Source organism: Kitasatospora sp. HUAS MG31 (assembly GCF_040571325.1).
In the GTDB taxonomy this organism is placed as follows: domain Bacteria; phylum Actinomycetota; class Actinomycetes; order Streptomycetales; family Streptomycetaceae; genus Kitasatospora; species Kitasatospora camelliae.
Genome location: NZ_CP159872.1, coordinates 2,482,230 through 2,502,356, shown reverse-complemented (window position 1 = coordinate 2,502,356; position 20,127 = coordinate 2,482,230). Strand labels below are relative to the sequence as shown.

Annotated in this window: 14 protein-coding genes and 1 pseudogene; 10 read left to right on the top strand and 5 right to left on the bottom strand. The window is 72.0% G+C overall.

The window, feature by feature from the left end:
* Positions 1–35: 35 nt before the first annotated feature.
* A complete protein-coding gene (locus ABWK59_RS11270; protein ID WP_354640144.1) occupies positions 36–719 on the bottom strand; it encodes a TetR/AcrR family transcriptional regulator in 684 nt (227 codons plus the stop codon).
* 232 nt (positions 720–951) lie between these two features.
* Between ABWK59_RS11270 and ABWK59_RS11265 the strand changes: the two genes are divergently transcribed.
* Entirely contained in the window at positions 952–2,544 is a 1,593-nt protein-coding gene (locus tag ABWK59_RS11265; protein WP_354640142.1) for an MFS transporter, read from the top strand.
* 200 nt (positions 2,545–2,744) lie between these two features.
* On the opposite strand, the gene ABWK59_RS11260 is transcribed toward ABWK59_RS11265, so the two are convergent.
* A complete protein-coding gene (locus ABWK59_RS11260; protein ID WP_354640141.1) occupies positions 2,745–2,918 on the bottom strand; it encodes a hypothetical protein in 174 nt (57 codons plus the stop codon).
* A gap of 203 nt (positions 2,919–3,121) precedes the next feature.
* Here ABWK59_RS11260 and ABWK59_RS11255 point away from each other — a divergent pair, with 203 nt between their 5' ends.
* A complete protein-coding gene (locus ABWK59_RS11255; protein WP_354640139.1) occupies positions 3,122–5,032 on the top strand; it encodes a serine/threonine-protein kinase in 1,911 nt (636 codons plus the stop codon).
* Positions 5,033–5,124: 92 nt separating this feature from the next.
* Here ABWK59_RS11255 and aceE read toward each other — a convergent pair whose 3' ends face one another.
* Complete coding sequence (gene aceE / locus ABWK59_RS11250) at positions 5,125–7,875, bottom strand: pyruvate dehydrogenase (acetyl-transferring), homodimeric type (protein WP_354640137.1); 2,751 nt, start codon at positions 7,873–7,875, stop codon at positions 5,125–5,127.
* Positions 7,876–8,392: 517 nt separating this feature from the next.
* Between aceE and ABWK59_RS11245 the strand changes: the two genes are divergently transcribed.
* The 5 genes from ABWK59_RS11245 to ABWK59_RS11225 all read left to right on the top strand — a co-directional run bounded on the left by ABWK59_RS11245 (position 8,393) and on the right by ABWK59_RS11225 (position 12,300).
* Positions 8,393–8,830 (top strand): DUF3052 domain-containing protein, encoded by a 438-nt coding sequence (locus ABWK59_RS11245; RefSeq protein ID WP_354640135.1) that lies wholly within the window; start codon positions 8,393–8,395, stop codon positions 8,828–8,830.
* Between the two features lie 208 nt (positions 8,831–9,038).
* Positions 9,039–9,497: a peroxiredoxin gene (locus tag ABWK59_RS11240; RefSeq protein ID WP_354640133.1), complete on the top strand. Its 459-nt coding sequence runs from the start codon at positions 9,039–9,041 to the stop codon at positions 9,495–9,497.
* Between the two features lie 275 nt (positions 9,498–9,772).
* A complete protein-coding gene (locus tag ABWK59_RS11235) occupies positions 9,773–10,348 on the top strand; it encodes a TerD family protein (protein WP_354640131.1) in 576 nt (191 codons plus the stop codon).
* A gap of 235 nt (positions 10,349–10,583) precedes the next feature.
* The gene (locus ABWK59_RS11230; RefSeq protein ID WP_354640129.1) at positions 10,584–11,159 is read left to right on the top strand and encodes a TerD family protein; all 576 of its coding nucleotides are present in this window, start codon (positions 10,584–10,586) and stop codon (positions 11,157–11,159) included.
* 40 nt (positions 11,160–11,199) lie between these two features.
* The gene (locus ABWK59_RS11225) at positions 11,200–12,300 is read left to right on the top strand and encodes a DUF475 domain-containing protein (protein ID WP_354640127.1); all 1,101 of its coding nucleotides are present in this window, start codon (positions 11,200–11,202) and stop codon (positions 12,298–12,300) included.
* 108 nt (positions 12,301–12,408) lie between these two features.
* Here the strand turns inward: ABWK59_RS11225 and ABWK59_RS11220 are convergent, their stop codons facing one another.
* On the bottom strand, positions 12,409–13,536 hold the full coding sequence (locus tag ABWK59_RS11220) for a DUF2637 domain-containing protein (RefSeq protein ID WP_354640125.1): 1,128 nt from the start codon (positions 13,534–13,536) through the stop codon (positions 12,409–12,411).
* Positions 13,537–13,867: 331 nt separating this feature from the next.
* On the opposite strand from ABWK59_RS11220, the gene ABWK59_RS11215 reads away from it, so the two are divergent.
* Positions 13,868–14,590: a Tellurium resistance gene (locus ABWK59_RS11215; RefSeq protein WP_354640123.1), complete on the top strand. Its 723-nt coding sequence runs from the start codon at positions 13,868–13,870 to the stop codon at positions 14,588–14,590.
* Between the two features lie 64 nt (positions 14,591–14,654).
* Here ABWK59_RS11215 and ABWK59_RS11210 read toward each other — a convergent pair whose 3' ends face one another.
* Complete coding sequence (locus tag ABWK59_RS11210; protein ID WP_354640121.1) at positions 14,655–15,689, bottom strand: TerD family protein; 1,035 nt, start codon at positions 15,687–15,689, stop codon at positions 14,655–14,657.
* A 447-nt stretch (positions 15,690–16,136) separates the two neighbouring features.
* Here ABWK59_RS11210 and ABWK59_RS11205 point away from each other — a divergent pair, with 447 nt between their 5' ends.
* Positions 16,137–17,324, top strand: coding sequence for an HpcH/HpaI aldolase/citrate lyase family protein (locus ABWK59_RS11205; protein WP_354640119.1), 1,188 nt, complete (start codon positions 16,137–16,139; stop codon positions 17,322–17,324).
* Positions 17,325–17,499: 175 nt separating this feature from the next.
* Positions 17,500–20,125, top strand: a pseudogene (locus ABWK59_RS11200) (phosphoribosyltransferase).
* The last annotated feature ends 2 nt before the right edge of the window (positions 20,126–20,127 follow it).

Genomic DNA, 20,127 nt, shown 5'->3' with positions numbered 1-20,127 from the left:
AGCCCACCCGGCTCAACGGTGGGAGCCCTCCCGGCTCAGCGCCAGGATCCGGCCAGGGCGGGCCCGAGCTGGTCGAAGTGACGCTCGATCAGTTCGATCATGCCGTCCGGGCCGGCCCGGTGCGCGGTGGGGTCGGAGGTCCAGGACAGGTGGGAGAGCCGGACCACCGCGCCGAACACCGCGGCCAGCAGACGCGGGCGCAGGTCGACCGCCGGGTCGAGGCCCTCCCGCTCGGCGATCACCGAGGCGACGGTCGCCTCCTGCTCGGTGGTGTGCCGCAGGTGGGCCGCCAGCAGCGTCGGGGTGGTCTCGATCAGCTCGAACAGCTCCAGGGCCGCGGTGACGCTGCCGGGGCCGGTGCCCTGGACGTCGCCGAGGGTCCGCCACGCCTCGGTGATCGCCGCGCGCATCGCCTCCAGCGGGTTCTCCCCGGCGGGGCGGGCCCGCAGGCAGTCGATGAAGAAGTCCTCGGCGTCGGCCATGACGGCGAGGGCGACCTCCTCCTTGTTGGCGAAGTACCGGAAGAAGGTGCGCTGCGAGACGTCCACCGCCCCGGCGATCTCGTCCACGGTGGTGCGGGCGTAGCCCTGACTGAGGAACAGGCTGTGCGCGGCGTCGACGAGCGCGTCCCGGGTGCGCTGCTTCTTCCGTTCGCGCAGTCCGAGGACCCGGCAGGGGGCGGACGCGGAGGCCGTCGGTTCGGTGAGCGGCGTGACCATGTGCCAACGATAGCGCTCTGCCATATGGCAGAAGTAGCCAGAAGTCACCGTGTGTCAGTCGTCACTGTTTGCCGAATGTCAGGGACTGACATAATCTCCTCGCGGGGGTGGCGCCCGCCGGGCCGGACAGCTCGTGGGGACGGGTGGGTCCGCGGCGCCACCCCCCGCACCTCAAGCTCCGCCGTGTACCTCCGGCTCCCGCCGCGTACCTCCAGCTCAGGGAAGGCCCCAGATGAGCCAGTCCGTTCTCACCGGAAAGCAGGCGGACCCCGCTCCGCCGCCCGCGCGCAGCCTCAAGGGCCACCCCTGGCTGACCCTGCTCACCGTGGCCGTCGGCGTGATGATGGTGGCCCTCGACGGCACCGTGGTCGCCATCGCCAACCCCGTCATCCAGACCGACCTGGGCGCCTCCCCGGCCGACATCCAGTGGGTCACCAGCGGCTACCTGCTTGCGCTCGCCGTCTTCCTGATCACCGCGGGCAAGATCGGCGACCGGTTCGGCCACAAGAACACCTTCCTGGTCGGCGCCGTCGGCTTCGCCGCCACCTCCGCCGCCATCGGCGTGGCCGGCTCGATCCAGCAGGTGATCTTCTTCCGGGTGCTCCAGGGCCTGTTCGGCGCGCTGCTCCAGCCCGCCGCCCTCGGCCTGCTCCGCGGCGCCTTCCCGGCCGAGCGGCTCAACATGGCCATCGGCATCTGGGGCGGCGTCATCGGCGCCTCCACCGCGGCCGGCCCGATCGTCGGCGGCCTGCTGGTCGAGCACGTCAACTGGGAGTCGGTCTTCTACATCAACATCCCGGTCGGCCTGGTCGCCCTGCTGCTCGGCCTGTGGGTGCTGCGCGACGTGAAGGCCGAGAACGCCGCCAGGTCCTTCGACATCCCCGGCATCGTCCTGCTCTCCGGCGCGATGTTCATGCTGGTCTGGGGCATCATCAAGGCCCCCACCTGGGGCTGGGGCGACCCGACCACCCTGCTCTTCCTCGGCGGCGCGCTGGCCGCCATGGTGCTCTTCGCCCTCTGGCAGACCCGCGCCGAGGAGCCGCTGATCCCGCTCAGCCTGTTCCGCTCGGTCCCGCTCTCCGCCGGCGCCCTGCTGATGGTCCTGATGGCCTTCGCCTTCTTCGGCGGCGTCTTCTTCATCACCTTCTACCTGCAGAACGTCCACGGGATGACCCCGGTCCAGGCCGGCGTCCACCTGCTCCCGATGACCGGCATGATGATCGTCGGCGCGCCGGTGGCCGGCGCCGCCATCGGCAAGCTCGGCCCGCGCATCCCGATCGTCACCGGCATGGTCTTCACCACCGCCGCCATGCTCGGCATGTCCACCCTGGACACCGGGACCGGCACCGGCGTGATGTCCCTCTGGTTCCTGCTGATGGGGCTCGGGCTCAGCCCGGTCATGGTCGGCGCCACCGAGGTCATCGTCGGCAACGCGCCGCTGGAGCTCTCCGGCGTGGCGGGCGGCCTCCAGCAGGCCGCCATGCAGGTCGGCGGCAGCCTCGGTACCGCCGTCCTCGGCGCCGTGATGGCCTCCAAGGTCACCGAGACCCTGCCCGGGAACCTCACCGCCAAGGGCCTCCAGATGCCGGCCGACCCCGCCCAGGCCGAGCAGCTCGGGCAGGCCGCGCAGCTGGGCATCGCCCCGCGGCCGGAGGGCCTCCCGGAGCAGGTGCTGGACGCCATGGCGGACGCCGTCCACTCCTCCTTCGTGAGCGGCATGTCCCTGGCCTTCACCGTCGCCGCGGTGGTCGCCCTCGCAGCGGCCGGCCTCGGCCTCCTCACCAAGCGGGGCACCACCGAGACGGGCCCGTCGGTCCACATCTGACCCGCCGGGGGCTTTCCAGGAGCGGGATAGCCGGGAGCTTTTCCGGGAACGGGATGCCCGGGTGTTTTCAGGGGCGCGGGGAACTGCGCGAGGGCGGGAGCGTGCGACGTGTGCGCTACCGCTGCGCGCAGTTCCCCGCGCCCCTTCAGTGGTTACCGCTGCCCCTGGGGTTTCCGCTCCCAGGGTTGACCGGTGCCCCCCTACCTGTGAGTTGCTCCGTTCTGGAGGAGGGATCCCGCCTCGTGGACGTAGCGGATGCGTTCCTCCCGTTCCAGGTCCGGGAAATAGTCCCGCAGTCGCAACTGGGCGTCGGCCGGGCTGAGCCGCAGCTCCGCCAGCAGGAAGCCGGCTCTGGCGATGATCTCCTCGTGCATGGCAGCACCCCTCTCAGCGCTACTCGGCACATCTCGGCGGTCGCCCCGATTCTGGCCGCCCACCCCGTCCGGGGCGCTCCGGACTGCGCCCATCGGGGGCCCGCACCACCCCTCACCTCGCGCGATACCGGCGCGGTCGCCAGGCTCCGGGGCCCGCGTGAGACTGAGAGGAGAGGGGGCGACTGCGGATTGCGGGGAAGGCCATGGGCAGTCAGGACGGACCCGGCCCGGCGGGCGGGCCCCGGGTGATCGCAGGCCGTTACCGGCTCGGTGAACGGCTCGGCCGCGGCGGCATGGGCACGGTGTGGGTGGCGGAGGACCTCAAGCTCGACCGCCGGGTCGCGGTCAAGGAACTGAGCGTCAGCGGGGTCCCCGAGAGCGAACTGCCCACGCTGCACTCCCGGATGCTCCAGGAGGCCCGCGCCGCCGCCCAGATCAAGCACCCCGGTGTGATCACCATTCACGACGTGCTGGAGCAGGACGGCCGGCCGTGGATCGTCATGGAACTGATCGACGGTCAGTCCCTGGCCGAGGTCATCGACACCGAGGGCATCCTGCTGCCCCGGGACGCCGCCCGGGTCGGCGAGCAGGTGGTGGCCGCCCTGGACCAGGCGCACCGGCACGGCGTCCTGCACCGGGACGTCAAACCCGCCAACGTGCTGCTGGAGCGCGGCGGCCGGGTGGTGCTCACCGACTTCGGGATCGCGATGCTCGTCGGCTCGCCCGGCCTGACCAGGACCGGAGACATCGTCGGCTCCCCGGACTACGTCGCCCCCGAGCGGATCACCGGCCACCGGCCCGGACCGGAGTCCGACCTGTGGTCGCTGGGTGCGACGCTGTTCGCGGCGGTCGAGGGCCAGTCCCCGTTCCACCGCACCACCACCATGAGCACCCTTCAGGCGGTCATCGCGGACCCGCTGCCCGAACCCCGCCACGCCGGCGCGCTCGCCCCCGTCATCGAGCTGCTGCTCCGCAAGGACCCCACCGACCGCCCGGCCGCGGAGGAGGCGCTGCGCCTGCTGCGCGAGGTGGCCGCCGCCAGCACCGGCGGCACCTCCCTGCACCCGCCCACCGCCCTGGCCCCACCCGCGGTGTACCCGGCGCCAACGCAGCCGCCAGGGCAGGAGGACCGGACCCGGAGCCAGGACCAGGACCAGGACCACACCCGGACCCAGTCCACCCCGCCGACCCCGCTCCCCGGCCGCCCCACCCCCGCCACCCCTCCACCGAGGCCCACGCCGACGCCCCCCACGCCGGTGGCCCCCGTCCCGGTGCCGCCCGCCTTCGGGGCGGACACCCCGCCGCCCGGTCCCCCGCCGCCGCCCGCCGGGCCCGGCGGGCCGCCCCGAGGCCGTCCCGGCGACGGCCCCGACGCGGAGCGCGACCGCCGCCGCAAGCGCGCGCTGATGGTGGCCGGCGGCGTCCTGGGAGTGATGATGATCGGCGGCGTCACCTACGCCGTGGTGGCCGCAGGCTCGGGTGGCGGCAAGGGTCCGACGGCGGCCCTCACCGCCTCCGCCCCGGCCACCACGACGAGCCCGAGCCCCACGCCCACCGCCACCCCGACCCCCACGCCGGCCCAGTCCGCGGCCCCCACCACGACCGCCACCGCCACCCAGACCCGTACGGTCACCCGGAGCCCGGCGCCGCAGACGACCACCGCCGCCCCGGCCCAGCCCGCCGCGCCCGCCGGCTACCGCTGGGTCGACGACCCGGCCGGCTTCCAGGTGGCCGTTCCGGCGGGCTGGACCCGCAGCGAGAACAGCGGCCAGATCGACTACTCGCCCGACGGCGGCGTGCACCTGCTCCGCTTCGCCGTCAACCCGGGCGCCACCCAGAGCCCGGAGTCGCACTTCCTGGAGCTGGAGCGGACCGTCGGCCAGTCCCGCGACTACTACCGGGTCCAGCTGGGGGAGAACGTCTACCAGGGCTACCAGGGCGCCCTGTGGGAGTTCACGTGGAACGACCAGCGCGGCCCGCGGCACGCCGCCGACCAGGCGTTCATCGCCTCCAACGGCACCGAGTACGCGATCTACACGTCCTCACCGGAGAGCGACTGGACCGCCGCCCAGCAGCGCTTCACGACCGTGCTCGGCACCTTCACCCCCGGGTGAGCACACCGCGCAGTCGAACGCCCGAGGGCCGGGCCCCCGCATCAGCGGGAACCCGGCCCTCGGAACGAACCGAAACCGTCGAACCGGTCGGATCAGGCGTCGCCGCCCGCCGCGCCCGGGTCGGCCGCCGCCACGTCCAGCAGCTGGTAGCGGTCCACCGCCTCCTTGAGCGCGGAACGGTCGATCTTGCCCTGCTTGGCCAGCTCGGTCAGCACGCCCAGGACCACCGACTGCGCGTCGATGTGGAAGAACCGGCGGGCCGCACCACGGGTGTCGGCGAAGCCGAAGCCGTCCGCACCCAGCGACTGCCAGGCGCCCGGCACCCAGCGCGAGATCTGGTCCGGCACCGCGCGCATCCAGTCGGAGACCGCGACGAACGGACCCTCGGAGCCCTGGAGCTTGGCGGTCACGTACGGGACGCGCTGCTGCTCCTCGGGGTGCAGGAGGTTGAACTCCTCCGCCTCGATCGCGTCGCGGCGCAGCTCGTTCCACGAGGTCGCGGACCAGACGTCGGCCTTGACGTTCCACTCCTCGGCGAGGATGCGCTGGGCCTCCAGGGCCCACGGCACGGCCACGCCGGAGGCGAGGATCTGCGCCGGGATGGCGCCCGCCTCGCCGCCCTTGAGCCGGTACAGGCCCTTGAGGATGCCGTCGACGTCGACGTTCTCCGGCTCGGCAGGCATCTTGATCGGCTCGTTGTAGACGGTGATGTAGTAGAAGACGTCCTCACCCTGCGGGTGCTCGGTGGAGGAGCCGTACATCCGCCGCAGACCGTCCTGGACGATGTGCGCGATCTCGTAGCCGTACGCCGGGTCGTAGGAGACCACGGCCGGGTTGGTCGAGGCCAGCAGGTGCGAGTGGCCGTCGGCGTGCTGCAGGCCCTCACCGGTCAGGGTGGTGCGGCCGGCGGTGGCGCCGAGGACGAAGCCACGGGCCAGCTGGTCCGCCATCTGCCAGAACTGGTCACCGGTGCGCTGGAACCCGAACATCGAGTAGAAGACGTACACCGGGATCAGCGGCTCGCCGTGCGTCGCGTAGGACGAGCCGGCGGCGATCAGCGAGGCGGTGCAGCCCGCCTCGGAGATGCCGTCGTGCAGCATCTGGCCGGTCGGGGACTCCTTGTACGCCAGCAGCAGCTCGCGGTCGACCGACTCGTAGGTCTGGCCGAGCGGGTTGTAGATCTTGGCGGACGGGAACAGCGAGTCCATGCCGAAGGTGCGGTACTCGTCCGGCGCGATCGGCACGAAGCGGTTGCCGATGCCCTTGTCCCGCATCAGGTCCTTGAGCAGCCGGACGAACGCCATGGTGGTGGCGATGGTCTGGTTGCCGGAACCCTTCTTGACCGCCTTGTACGCGTCGTCGCCGGGCAGCTCCAGCTTGCGCGGCCGCACCTTGCGGGTCGGCACGTAACCGCCGAGCTCGCGCCGGCGGTCGTGCATGTACTGGATCTCCTCCGAGTCGCGGCCCGGGTGGTAGTAGGGCGCGTAGCCCTCGTCCAGCTGCTTGTCGGTGATCGGCAGGTGCAGGCGGTCGCGGAAGCGCTTCAGGTCCTCGACCGTCAGCTTCTTCATCTGGTGGGTGGCGTTGCGGCCCTCGAAGTTGGGGCCCAGCGTCCAGCCCTTGACCGTCTGGGCGAGGATGACCGTCGGCTGGCCCTTGTGCTCGCGGGCCGCCTTGAACGCGGCGTAGACCTTGCGGTGGTCGTGGCCGCCGCGGCCCAGGTGCTGGATCTCGTGGTCGGTCATGTTCTCGACCATCGCGCGCAGGCGCAGGTCGCCGCCGAAGAAGTGCTCGCGGATGTACGCGCCGGTCTCGGTGGCGTAGGTCTGGAACTGGCCGTCCACCGTGGTGTTCAGCTTGTTCACCAGGACGCCGTCGCGGTCCTGCGCGAGCAGCGGGTCCCAGCTGCGGTCCCAGACCAGCTTGATCACGTTCCAGCCGGCGCCGCGGAACTGCGACTCCAGCTCCTGGATGATCTTGCCGTTGCCGCGGACCGGGCCGTCGAGGCGCTGCAGGTTGCAGTTCACCACGAAGGTCAGGTTGTCCAGGCCCTCGCGGGCGGCCAGGGAGAGCTGGCCGAGCGACTCGGGCTCGTCCATCTCGCCGTCGCCGAGGAAGGCGTAGACGTGACTGTCCGAGGTGTCCTTGATGCCGCGGTGCTCCAGGTACCGGTTCATCCGGGCCTGGTAGATCGCGCCCAGCGGGCCGAGGCCCATGGAGACGGTCGGGAACTCCCAGAAGTCCGGCATCAGCCGCGGGTGCGGGTAGCTGGACAGGCCGTACGGCGCCTTGGACTTCTCCTGGCGGAAGGCGTCGAGCTGCTGCTCGGTGAGTCGGTCCAGGAGGAAGGCGCGGGCGTAGATGCCGGGCGAGGCGTGACCCTGGAAGAAGATCTGGTCGCCGCTCTCGCCGTCGGCGTCCTTGCCGCGGAAGAAGTAGTTGAAGCCCACGTCGTACAGGGACGCGGAGGAGGCGAAGGTGGCGATGTGGCCGCCGACGCCGATGCCCGGGCGCTGCGCCCGGGAGACCATCACGGCCGCGTTCCAGCGGGTCGCGTTGAGGATCTTCCGCTCGATCTCCTCGTTGCCGGGGAAGAACGGCTCGTCCTTGGTCGCGATGGTGTTGACGTAGTCCGTGCTGCGCATCTCGGGCACGGCGACACGCTTCTCGCGGGCGCGCTCGATCAGCCGCAGCATCAGGTAACGGGCACGCTCGCGCCCCCGCTCGTCGATGGCAGCGTCAAGCGACTCCAGCCATTCCGCGGTCTCCTCGGGATCGAAGTCCGGGACCTGACTCGGAAGGCCGCCAATGATGATCGGGTTGCGATCGGATCCGGAAGCCACGCTGTTCCTTCACTGTCGGTCGAAACTGAGGTGTGTCGCGCCGCCTCCATCGTGTACCGCGACTCGGAGATCCGTCATCTCTACCGATCGGTAACCGTTCCGCCTGGTGGGCGGGCCGGTCAGGTGGTGTGCGGCGGGGCTTCGTCGCCTGCGTCCGCGCACCACCGGGTGTTACGAAAAGAGGTGGTCCGACCTGGTGGCCCGACCGTCCGATGGCGGCCGGTCGGGTTGAGGGCCAACAGGAGACTCTACGCCCGCACTCGCGTCGAACCCGAATGCCGTTCGCATCTCGGTCATGAGTACGAACCGGGGCAGGGGTCCACCCGAAGCACCCCGGTCATGGACGAAACGGGCAAATGGGTGTGATTGCCGACACAGAGGTCGGCGTGTCCCGCCCCGACACGTCAACCTTTGGGTGGGATCGGGGGTCGGGTACTTGCGCGAACCGCCACTCCCGTGTGGACTACGGCCACAGCCTCGGCATGGACGCCGAGCCGAAATACTGGAGGTTATTCCCGTGAGCGCGACCGCGGACCCCGCGGACAAGTCCAACCCGGCAGCTCGTCTTGGCTTCGAAGAGGGCCAGATCATCCAGGAGCTCGGGTACGACGAAGACTGTGACCAGGACCTCCGCGAGGGCATCGAGGAGATCACTGGCGCCGAGCTCGTCGACGAGGACTACGACGACGTCGCCGACGGCGTTCTGCTGTGGCACCGCGAGGAGGACGGGGATCTCACCGATGCCCTGGTCGACGCGCTGGAGTACCTCGCCGAGGGCGGTCTGATCTGGCTGCTGACCCCCAAGACGGGCCGCGACGGGCACGTCGAGGCGCACGAGATCGCCGACGCCGCGAAGACCGCAGGGCTGTCCCAGACCAGCTCGGTGGCGATCGCGAAGGAGTGGGCCGGCACGCGCCTGGCCACCCCGAAGGCTTCCAAGACCGGCAAGCGCTGAGCCGCCGGTCGGGGCCCCGCTGGAGGATCCTCCAGCGGGGCCCCGCCGTCTCTCCTCCCCGGCTGTAGGTGCCGCCGGGGAGGATGTTCACCCAGGGCGAAACCGGGGGTCTACCGGTCGGAAGCCCTCACCCGAACGGCGGAACGGGCTCGAACGGATGCGAGGATGCCGGATGTCCCGTACATCCCGCTGAGGAAGGTCCCCCTCCATGGCCATCGAGAACGGCACCCAGGCTCCGGACTTCGAGCTGAAGAACCAGCACGGCGAGACGGTCAAGCTCTCCGACTACCGCGGTGAGAAGAACGTCGTCCTGGTCTTCTACCCGTTCGCCTTCACCGGCGTCTGCACCGGCGAGGTCTGCGCGATCCAGAAGGAGCTGCCGCGCCTGCAGAACGACGAGGTCCAGGTGCTCGCGGTCTCCAACGACTCGCCGTTCACCCTGCGCGTCTTCGCCGACCAGGAGGGCCTGGAGTACCCGCTGCTCTCCGACTTCTGGCCGCACGGCGACGTCTCCCGGAAGTACGGCGTCTTCAACGACGAGAAGGGCTGCGCGGTCCGCGGCACCTTCGTGATCGACAAGGAGGGCGTGGTGCGCTGGTCGGTGGTCAACGGCCTGCCGGACGCCCGCGACGAGCAGGAGTACCTGGCCGCCCTCGGCGCGCTCTGATCCCGGGACGACCGGCACGCCCCTCCCGGCGCGGGACGCCCACTCCCGCGCCGGGGTGAGGCGGCGCGGCCGCCGGCTCGCGCACCGGCGCCAGGTGCGCGGTGGTCCGGCCGCGCGGTTCGGCGCGCCCTTTTCGCGTACCGGGCGCCCCCGGGGGAACCCGGCACTACGATCGGGCCGTTGGCAGGACGGGGACCTTCCGCATCCCGGGAGGTGTTCCCGCACCGCACCGCCGGGGGCACCACGACGTGCCTCCCGAGTCTTGGAGGCAACACGTGGGTGTCAGCCTGAGCAAGGGCGGCAATGTCTCGCTCACCAAGGAGGCGCCCGGCCTGACGGCCGTGATCGTCGGCCTCGGGTGGGACGTCCGCACCACCACCGGGTCGGACTTCGACCTGGATGCCAGTGCGCTGCTGTGCGACGAAGCGGGCCGGGTGCGCTCGGACGCGGACTTCGTCTTCTTCAACAACCTCAAGAGCCAGGACGGCTCCGTCGAGCACACCGGTGACAACCTGACCGGCGCCGGCGAGGGCGACGACGAGCAGATCAAGGTGAACCTGGCCGGTGTCCCGGCCGAGGTGGCCAAGATCGTCTTCCCGGTCTCGATCTACGACGCCGACAACCGGCAGCAGAACTTCGGCCAGGTCCGCAACGCCTTCATCCGCGTGGTGAACCAGGCCGGCGGCGCCGAGATCGCCCGGTACGACCTCTCCGAGGACGCCTCCACCGAGACCGCCATGGTCTTCGGCGAGCTCTACCGCAACGGCGCGGAGTGGAAGTTCCGCGCCATCGGCCAGGGCTACGCCTCCGGTCTGCGTGGGATCGCCCAGGACTTCGGCGTGAATGTCTGACCGTCAGGTCGATTGAATAGGCTGGGCCCGGGGCCGGCGGGAGCGAGAGCGCTCCCCGCCGGCCCCGGGCGCTGTCGTGCCCGGGTGGGCCCGGCAGCGGAGTTCAGGAAGTTCAGGCGGGCGGTCAGGGTCGAGCGGCGGTGCGGGGGCGTACACCTCTTGGGGTGCGTCCGGACCGGCCGGGCGACCGAGACGCCCAACGTGAGCCCCGGAGACGGGAGCTGGGAGGAAGTACATGAGTGTCACGCTCGCCAAGGGCGGCAACGTCTCGCTGACCAAGGCCGCGCCGAACCTCACCCAGGTGCAGGTCGGCCTGGGCTGGGACGCGCGTTCCACCACCGGTGCGCCCTTCGACCTGGACGCCAGCGCCCTGCTGGTCTCCAGTGGCCGGGTCATGGGCGACGAGTACTTCGTCTTCTACAACAACCTGAAGAGCCCCGAGGGTTCGGTGGAGCACCAGGGCGACAACCTCACCGGTGACGGCGACGGCGACGACGAGGTGGTCAAGGTCTTCCTCGACCTCGTCCCGGTGCAGGTGGACAAGGTGGTGTTCGCCGTCTCCATCTACGACGCCGAGGCCCGGATGCAGAACTTCGGCCAGGTCTCCAACGCGTACATCCGCGTGGTGAACCTGTCCGACGGCCAGGAGATCGCCCGCTACGACCTCTCGGAGGACGCCTCCACCGAGACGGCGATGATCTTCGGCGAGCTGTACCGGTACCAGGGGGAGTGGAAGTTCCGTGCGGTGGGCCAGGGTTACGCCTCCGGCCTGCGCGGAATTGCGATGGATTTCGGCGTAAACGTACAGTAAAGCCCGTCTTCCGGGCGCATATGGAAAGGTAATTGACTCCGTGGTCCTCCGTACATTCGGCTGGTCCTTCGGCATCACGATCGTTGGTCTGATCGCCGCCGGGCTGTTCTGGGGGTGGGAGGGCTTCGGCGTCGTGCTGGTCCTCTCGATCCTCGAGATCTCCCTGTCCTTCGACAACGCGGTGGTCAACGCCACCGTGTTGAAGCGGATGAACCCCTACTGGCAGAAGATCTTCCTGACGATCGGCGTGCTGATCGCGGTCTTCGGCATGCGGCTCATCTTCCCGCTCCTGGTCGTTGTGCTGACCGCGCAACTGAGCCCGGGTACCGTCATCGACCTCGCGCTCCACGAGGGCAAGGAGTACCAGGGCTACACGTACGGTGAGTACCTGGAGATGGCCAACCCGGCCATCGCGGCCTTCGGTGGCATCTTCCTCCTGATGATCTTCCTGGACTTCATCCTGGAGGAGAAGGACTTCAACTGGCTGCGGTGGATCGAGAAGCCGCTGGAGAAGATCGGCAAGCTTGACGCGCTGTCCACGCTGATCGCCCTGCTCACCCTGGCCCTGGTGGCGAACCAGTTCGCCGGCGAGAACGCCGAGACGGTGCTGCTGGCGGGCCTGCTGGGCCTGGCCACCTACCTCGCGGTCAACGGTCTGGCCAGCGTCTTCGAGTCGCGTCTTGAGGACGAGGCCGAGGCGGAGGAGGAGGCCGAGCGCACCGGCAAGTCCATCGTCCAGGTGGGCGGCAAGGCGGCGTTCTTCCTGTTCCTCTACCTGGAGGTGCTGGACGCGTCGTTCTCCTTCGACGGCGTGGTCGGCGCGTTCGCCATCACCCAGGACCTGTTCATGATCACCCTGGGTCTGGGCATCGGCGCCATGTACATCCGGTCGCTGACCGTCTTCCTGGTCCGCAAGGGCACCCTGGACGACTACGTGTACCTGGAGCACGGCGCGCACTACGCGATCGGTGCGCTGGCGGTCATCCTGATGGTCGGCATCGAGTACCACGTGTCGGAGATCGTCACCGGCCTGGTGGGTGTGGGCTTCATCGGCGCCGCCTTCCTCTCCTCGGTGGTGCGCAACCGCCGGGAGCAGACGCTGGAGGACGGCGCCGAGTCCGAGACCCAGCCGGTCGGCTGATCCCGGCCGGCGGCCGCACGGACGACGGCCCCCGCACCCTGTTCAGGGTGCGGGGGCCGTCGGTGTTCCCGGGGCTCCCGGCGTTCCTCCGGTGTGCTCCGGAGCCGCTCAGCCGAGCTGCTGCTCGATGGCGCGGAGCTTGCGCTCCAGCGAGTCCAGCTTCGGCATCGACAGGGTGTCGTCGTCCGAGGTCAGGTCGATGCTGGAGCTGTACGAGGAACCGCTGCCGTACGGGCTGCCGCTCGCGGTGGAGCTGGAGCCGGAGCCGCTGCCGGAGGAGCTGCCGACCGCGGCGCGGGGGCGGCGTCCGGCGTTCAGGGCGGCGGGCTCCAGTGCGGAGGGGCCGACCCGGTCGACGGTGGTCTCCTCGGCTAGGGCAGGCTCCGTAGCGGCCTGACCGTCGCCCCCGGCGGCCAGCGCCGGCACCTGGCGGCCGCCACGGCCACGGGACAGCATGCCGCCCTGGCGGGCGATGGCCTTCAGCTCGGCGCGCTCCCGGCGGTCGGCGCTGCGGGCACGGATCTTGGCCTCCTGCTTGGCCTGCCGCTCCTCACGGACCTCCTCCACCGCCTCGTCCAGGCTGCGGACGTTCTCCAGCAGCATCAGCGACCAGGCCGCGTAGGTCTCGCGCGGCGCGCGCAGCCAGCGGACGATGCGGATCTGCGGCAGCGGACGCGGGATCAGGCCCTGCTCGCGCAGCGCGGCGCGGCGGGTCTGCTTGAGCGCGCGGTCGAACAGGATCGCCGCCGAGATCGACATGCCGGCGAAGAACTCCGGGGCGCCGTCGTGGCCGCCGCCGCGCGGGGCGTGCACCCAGTTGAACCAGGCCGACGCGACCGCGAACAGCCAGACCAGCAGGCGCGAACCGAGCGCCGCGTCACCGTGGCTGGCCTCGCGGACGGCGAGCACCGAGCAGAACATCGCGGCACCGTCCAGGCCGAACGGCACCAGGTACTCCCAGCCGCCGGACAGGCCCAGGTTCTGCTGGCCGAAGCCGACCAGGCCGTGGAACGACAGCGCGGCCGCGACGCCGGCGCAGCAGAACAGCAGCACGTAGGAGGCGCCGCCGTAGACCGCCTCCTTGCGGCGGCGGCGCTCCTCGCTGCGCTCCCAGGAGTCGGAGGAGTCTTCGGCCTTGTTGTTCTTGAAGCGCAGGAAGGCCACCAGGATGGCCGTGAACAGCAGGGCCGCGGCGCCGACGACGGCCCAGACCAGCTGTATGGAGGAGAGGTTCATCGCGGGGAGGGCCTCGGCTTTCCGCAGGGCAGGGGGGTTTCTTCGCGATCGGGCACGGGCGACGGCAACCGCCGGATCCGGGTGGATCCCGCCGGGGGAGGCGCGGTTGACGCCCCGTCGCGGTCAGCGGACGTGACGCACGGTACGCCTGTGCGGCACGACGATATCGCGTCCGAGGATCCGGCATCGTACGGGAGGGACGATCGCACGGCCACACATGTCCGTGGACGTCCGGACGTTGACTCACCGGCACCGGGTGGGTATGGCCCTCCAGGGCCGATGACGGGGATCATTGGAGGCGTCGGATCGGACGGGTGTGGGGGAGGACGCGATGGTCTCGGTGTGGGAGTTCCTGAAGGGTCGGCGCAACAGCGTGGACTCGGGCGGACAGTTCAAGATCACGCTCACCAAGTCGCAACCGCAGCACGCCATCACCGGCCCGGCCGCGACCACCGGCTACCTCTACGTCAACCTGCACTGGACGTCCCGCAACGCCGAGCGCCCGGGCGTCAACGCCGTCCGCCGGTTCTTCGACCCGCGCATCCTGCGGCCGCTGGCGCCGGACAACGTCCCGCAGGGGCAGCTGAACGTCGACCTCGACCTGGCCTGCATGTACGAGCTCGACGACGGCTCCACCGGCGTGGTCCAGCCGCTCGGCGGGTTCTTCGGGGACCTCAACCAGCCGCCGTACGTCAAGCTCAGCGGGGACGACGTCTACGGCGCGCCCTCCGGCGAGACGATGTACGTCAACCTGGAGAAGAAGGACAGGTTCCGGCGGCTGCTGATCTTCGTCTACATCTACGACGACACCCCGGCCTTCGACCGCACCCACGCCACGGTGACCATCGTCCCGCAGAGCGGGCCCCGGCTGGAGATCAAGCTGGACGAGCGGGCGCCGGCGGCGCGGTCCTGTGCGGTGGTGCTGATCGAGAACAGCGGGGACGGGCAGCTGACGGTGCGGCGCGAGGTGCGGTACGTGCACGGTTTCCAGTCGGATCTGGACCGGCTGTACGGGTTCGGGATGCAGTGGCAGCGGGGGTACAAGAACCCGTAGGCCGCCGGGCCGGGTAGGGCCGCCGGGCGGACCGGCGGCCCCGGGCGCACCCGCGGTGCGCGCGTCAGCGCGGCTGGAACTGGGGGCCCTGCGGGGGGAGGGCGAAGCCCGGCTGCAGGGGGTGCTGCGGGGGTGCGGGCTGGGGCGCCGGCTGGGGTGCGGGCTGAGGCGCCGGCTGGGGCTGCTGCGGGTAGCCGTAGCCGTAGCCGGTCGGCTGCTGGGGCGGGTAGCCGTAGCCGGTGGGGTGCTGCGGGGGCGGGTAGCCGTAGCCGGCGGCCTGGGCGGCGGCGGGCTGCTGCGGCTGCGGGTAGCCGTACCCCGGGGGAACGGTCGGCGGCGCCGGCGGGGCGGTTGGCTGCGGCGGGGCGGCGACCGGGGCGGCGGGCTGCTGGGGCGGGGTGAGCGGGGCGGCCGGGGCGAGGGTGTAGGTGTCCGGCTCGTCGTCCGGGTCCGGCATCCGGGCGGCGGCGGGCTCGGCGGGCTCGGGCGCGCGGCCGCCGTGGGGGGTGGAGAGGTCCACGGCGGGGCGGTCCGAGGGGGTCTGGCCGGACTCGTCCTCCACGGCGATGCCGTAGTCGGTGGCCAGCCCGCCGAGGCCGCTGGCGTAGCCCTGGCCGATGGCCCGGAACTTCCAGCCGCCCGCGCGGCGGTACAGCTCGGCGGCGACCAGCGCCGTCACATCACCGGTGTCGGTCACCGGGAACTCCGCCATCGGCTCGGCGCTCTCGCCGGCCGCGCTGTCGTACAGCAGCACCCGGAGCCCGCCGACCGACGGGAACGGGCCGCCCTCGGCGGAGCCGGCCAGGACCACCCGGTCGACGTCCGCGGGCAGCTGGGCGAGGTCCACCTCGACCGAGTCCCACACGTCGCCGCCGGGGCCGGAGCCCTGCTTGGGCAGGTGGCGCACCGTCCCGGAGGGGTGCCGGGGCTGGTTGTAGAAGACGAAGTCCGCGTCCGAACGGACCTTGCCGTCGGAGCCGAGCAGCAGCGCGGAGGCGTCCACGTCGGGCGTCCCCGGGGTCGCTGACCAGCGCAGCACGGCGCGCACGGCGGCGGCCGTCAGCGGGATGTTGGCGCCCTTGGCCATCACGTGCGTCATAGCGCACCATCCTGCCCGTTCGCCACCGGTTCGGACAATGCGGGTCACGTCCGCGACCGGCCCCGGCCACCCGCGACCGGCCACCCGCGACCGACCCGGCCAACCCGCGACCGCCCCCGGACGCCGGAGGACGCCCGGGGGACGCTGCCGGGGACGCCGGAGTACGGTGGAGGGCGCCGCCCGCGCGGACGCCATGTGAAGCGGATGGCAACCTTCCGAGAATTCGATGTTTCAAGTCTCCACGTGGCCGATTCTGTCCGTACGATAAGCGGCCAACGGCTCTGGGCTGCCGCCTCTCCCCGACCACCGCGTCCGGGCACGGGGGATTCCATCTGCCCGCGGAGCTCCGCGAACTTTCCGACCGGCCCAACCGTCCACACCTGTCGAGGCGTCAGCCGCCCCCCGCTCTGCCGGCGGGACCCGTCAACGAACCCTGGGGAGAGCACCGTGCGCCACTTCGGCCAGCTTGCCGACGACGTCCGCGACCGGCTCTTCCTCGAACAGCCGGCCGTCATCGACCGGGACGGCGACGCCGCCGTGCTCTCCACCGCCCTCGGCGCCACCCTCTACAGCCCCGCCACCCGGGCCACCCTGCGCGAGGACATCCGCAAGCAGGCCGAGCGCGGCGTGGTCTCCATGGTGCTCTGCCTGGAGGACGCGATAGCCGACCACGAGGTGCCCGCCGCCGAGGAGAACCTGGTCCGGCAGCTGCGCGAGCTGGCCGCCGAGCGGCGCGGCGAGGACCCGGGCGCCGAGCCGCCGCTGCTGTTCGTCCGGGTCCGCACCCCCGATCAGGTCACCGACCTCGCCGAGCGCCTCGACGGTGCGCTCGACCTCCTCACCGGCTTCGTCTTCCCCAAGTTCACCGAGGAGAGCGGCGGCCCCTTCCTGGAGGCGCTGACCGAGGCCGAGGCGGTCTCCGGCCGCCGCCTGTTCGCCATGCCCGTCCTGGAGTCCCCCGAGCTGGCCCACCTGGAGAGCCGCCGCGAGCAGCTCTTCGGCATCTCCCGGCTGCTGGAGAAGTACCGCGAGCGGATCCTCGCCGTCCGGCTCGGCGTCACCGACCTGTGCTCCGCGTACGGGCTGCGCCGCTCGCCCGACCTGACGGCCTATGACGTCGCCCTGGTCGCCGGCGTCATCGGCGACGTGGTCAACGTGCTGGGCCGGGCCGACGGCAGCGGGTTCACCGTCACCGGGCCGGTCTGGGAGTACTTCCCGGTCCAGGAGCGGATGTTCAAGCCCCAGCTGCGCCGCACCCCGTTCGTCGAGGCGCACCCGCCGGCCGAGGGCCTGCGGCAGCGGATCATCGAGCACGACCTGGACGGCCTGATCCGCGAGATCGAGCTGGACCGGGCCAACGGCCTGCTCGGCAAGACCTGCATCCACCCCAGCCACGTCCCCGCCGTGCACGCCCTCTCCGTGGTGACCCACGAGGAGTACTCGGACGCGCTGGACATCCTCCGGCAGAGCGAGGGCGGCGGCGGGGTGCTGCGCTCGGCGTACACCAACAAGATGAACGAGGCCAAGCCGCACCGGGCCTGGGCCGAGCGGGTGCTGCTGCGCGCCCGGGTGTTCGGCGTCGCCCGGGAGGACGTCAGCTTCGCCGAGCTGCTGGGCGCCTGCCTCTGCCAGTGACGGCCCGGGGCCACCGCCCCTACCGGTGATGGCCCGGGGCCACGCGGGCCGGGCCAGCGGCGGTACGGCCGACGCCCGGACGACCCACCCCGTACCCTCGTCCGAAGATCCCCGCAGATCCCCGCAGATCCCCGCGTGGGCCCGCCCCCGTGCCGCACCACCGAAAGCAGGAGCCTTGACCGCACAGCCCCTCGCCGACCCGGCCCCCTGGACCGGCCAGTGGGTCACCGACCGGCTCGACCTGCGGCTCACCGGCTCGTCCGACCTGCCCGCCCTGATCGGCCTCGCCCTGCGCGAGAACCCCAAGCGCGCCCACCTGCTGGTCTCGCACGTCCTCGGCAAGCACGTCCCGCAGCGCCCCTCGGTGGTGCACGGCGCCGGCCTGGAACTCGGCCGCCGGGTCCGCGAGCTGCTCGGCGAGCGGGACGCGGCCCGGGCCGTGGTGCTCGGCTACGCGGAGACCGCCACCGCCCTCGGCCACAGCGTCGCCGACGGCCTGGACGCTCCCTACCTCCACTCCACCCGTCGCCCGGTACCCGGCGTCGAGGCGGTCGGCGGTTTCGAGGAGGAGCACTCCCACGCCACCAGCCACCTGCTGCTGCCCGAGGACCCGCGGCTGCTCGCCGGCGACGGACCGCTGGTGCTGGTGGACGACGAGTTCTCCACCGGCACCACCGTGCTCAACACCATCGCCGCCCTGCACGCCGCCTGCCCGCGCGAGCGGTACGTGGTCGTCGCCCTGGTCGACCTGCGCACCCCCGCCGACCGTGCCCGGCTGACCGACCGGGCCGCCGCCCTCGGCACCCGGGTCGACCTGGTGGCCACCGCCTCCGGCGGCGTCGAGCTGCCCGCCGACGTCCTGCCGCGCGCCCAGGCGCTGATCGCCGCCGCCCCGCCCGCCGGCGCCCCCGAGGGCCCGCTCGCCCCGCTCGTCCGGGTCGACCTCGACTGGCCCGAGGACCTGCCCGACGGCGGCCGGCACGGCTTCACCCGCGCCCACCGCACCCGCCTGGAGCAGTCCCTGCCCGGCCTCGCCGCCGCCCTGGCCCCCCGCCTCGCGGACCGCCGCCGGGTCCTCGTCCTCGGCTTCGAGGAACTGATGTACGCCCCGCTGCGACTGGCCGGCGCGCTCGCCGAGCTGATCGGCGAGGAGCGGGTCAGCTTCTCCACCACCACCCGGTCCCCGGTCCTCGCCGTGGACCACCCCGGGTACGCCATCCGCACCCGCCTCGCCTTCCCCGCCCACGACGACCCGGCGGACGCCTCGGCCACCTCGACCGAGCGGTACGCCTACAACGTCGCCCCGGGCACCGATCCCTCCCGCCGCTTCGACAGCGTCGTCCTCGTGGTGGACCGTCCGGCCGACACCCCGGCCCTGCACGAGGGGGAGCGCGCACTGCTGAGCCAGCTGCGCCGGGTCACCGACCAGGTGCTGCTCGCCGTTCTCCCCTCGTACCTCCCGGCGTCACCCCGCTGACGCCGAACCGCCCGACCATCGAGCTGAGCACCAAGAGAAGGCCGGCATGAGCACCGACACCGCCGTCACGGCACCGACCACCACCCCGCGCCCGCTGTCCGGGCCCGCGTTCTCGTCCTATCCGGCCGAGGACGTCGCCTGGCTGCTCAAGGACCTCTCGGAGGTGGAGCTGGAAGCCCCCACCGAGGAGCGCGAGGAGGCCGTCCAGTCCGGCGGCGCGCACTACGCCGAATCGCTGCCGGTGGAGTACCAGCCCAGCCCCGAGTACCAGAAGCTGTTCCACCTCGCGCTGGACGCCTCGGCCACCCGGATCGCGCTGGCCGTGGGCACCGTCGCCGAGACCCTGGTCCGCGAGCGCGGCCGCGGCCTGGTCCTCGCCTCGCTGGCCCGGGCCGGCACCCCGGTCGGCATCCTGATCCGCCGCTGGCTGGCCTTCCGGCACGAGGTCGACGCCCCGCACTACACGCTCTCCATCGTCCGCGGCCGCGGCATCGACCGGGTCGCCCTGCGCCACCTCGCCGCCCACCACGACCCGGCCTCGGTGGTCTTCGTCGACGGCTGGACCGGCAAGGGCGCCATCACCCGCGAACTCGAGCAGGCACTCGCCGGGACCGGCTTCGACCCCGACCTCGCCGTCCTCGCCGACCCCGGCGGCTGCGTGCGCACCTACGGCACCCGGGACGACTTCCTCATTCCCTCCGCCTGCCTCAACTCCACGGTCTCCGGCCTGATCTCGCGGACCGTGCTGCGCGCCGACCTGATCGGCCCGGACGAGTTCCACGGCGCCAAGTTCTACCGCGACCTCGCCGGCGTCGACGTCTCCCGGGAGTTCGTCGCCACCGTCGCCGCCCGGTTCCCGGAGGTCCGCGCCGAGGCCGAGGCCGCCGCCGCCCGGCTCGCCACCGAGGACCGCACCCCGACCTGGGAGGGCTGGGCCGCGGTCGAGCGGATCAGCGCCGAGTACGGCATCGACAACGTCAACCTGGTCAAGCCCGGCGTCGGCGAGACCACCCGGGTGCTGCTGCGCCGGGTGCCCTGGCGGGTGCTGGCCCGGCGCGGCGCTGGCGCGGACCTGGAGCACGTCCGGCTGCTGGCCGAGCAGCGCGGCGTCCCGGTGGAGGAGGTGGACGACCTGCCGTACTCCTGCGTCGGGCTGATCCACCCGCGCTACACCCGGGGCGCGACCGGCGCCGACGGGCGGGCGGTGGCGGCGCCCGAGGACGGGCCCGGGGCTGCTCCCGAGGGCGGTCCGGTCGCGGCTGGTTCGATGGTGGCTGGTCCGATGGCAGCGGACGCCACGACAGTTCACACCAAGGAAGGCTGACG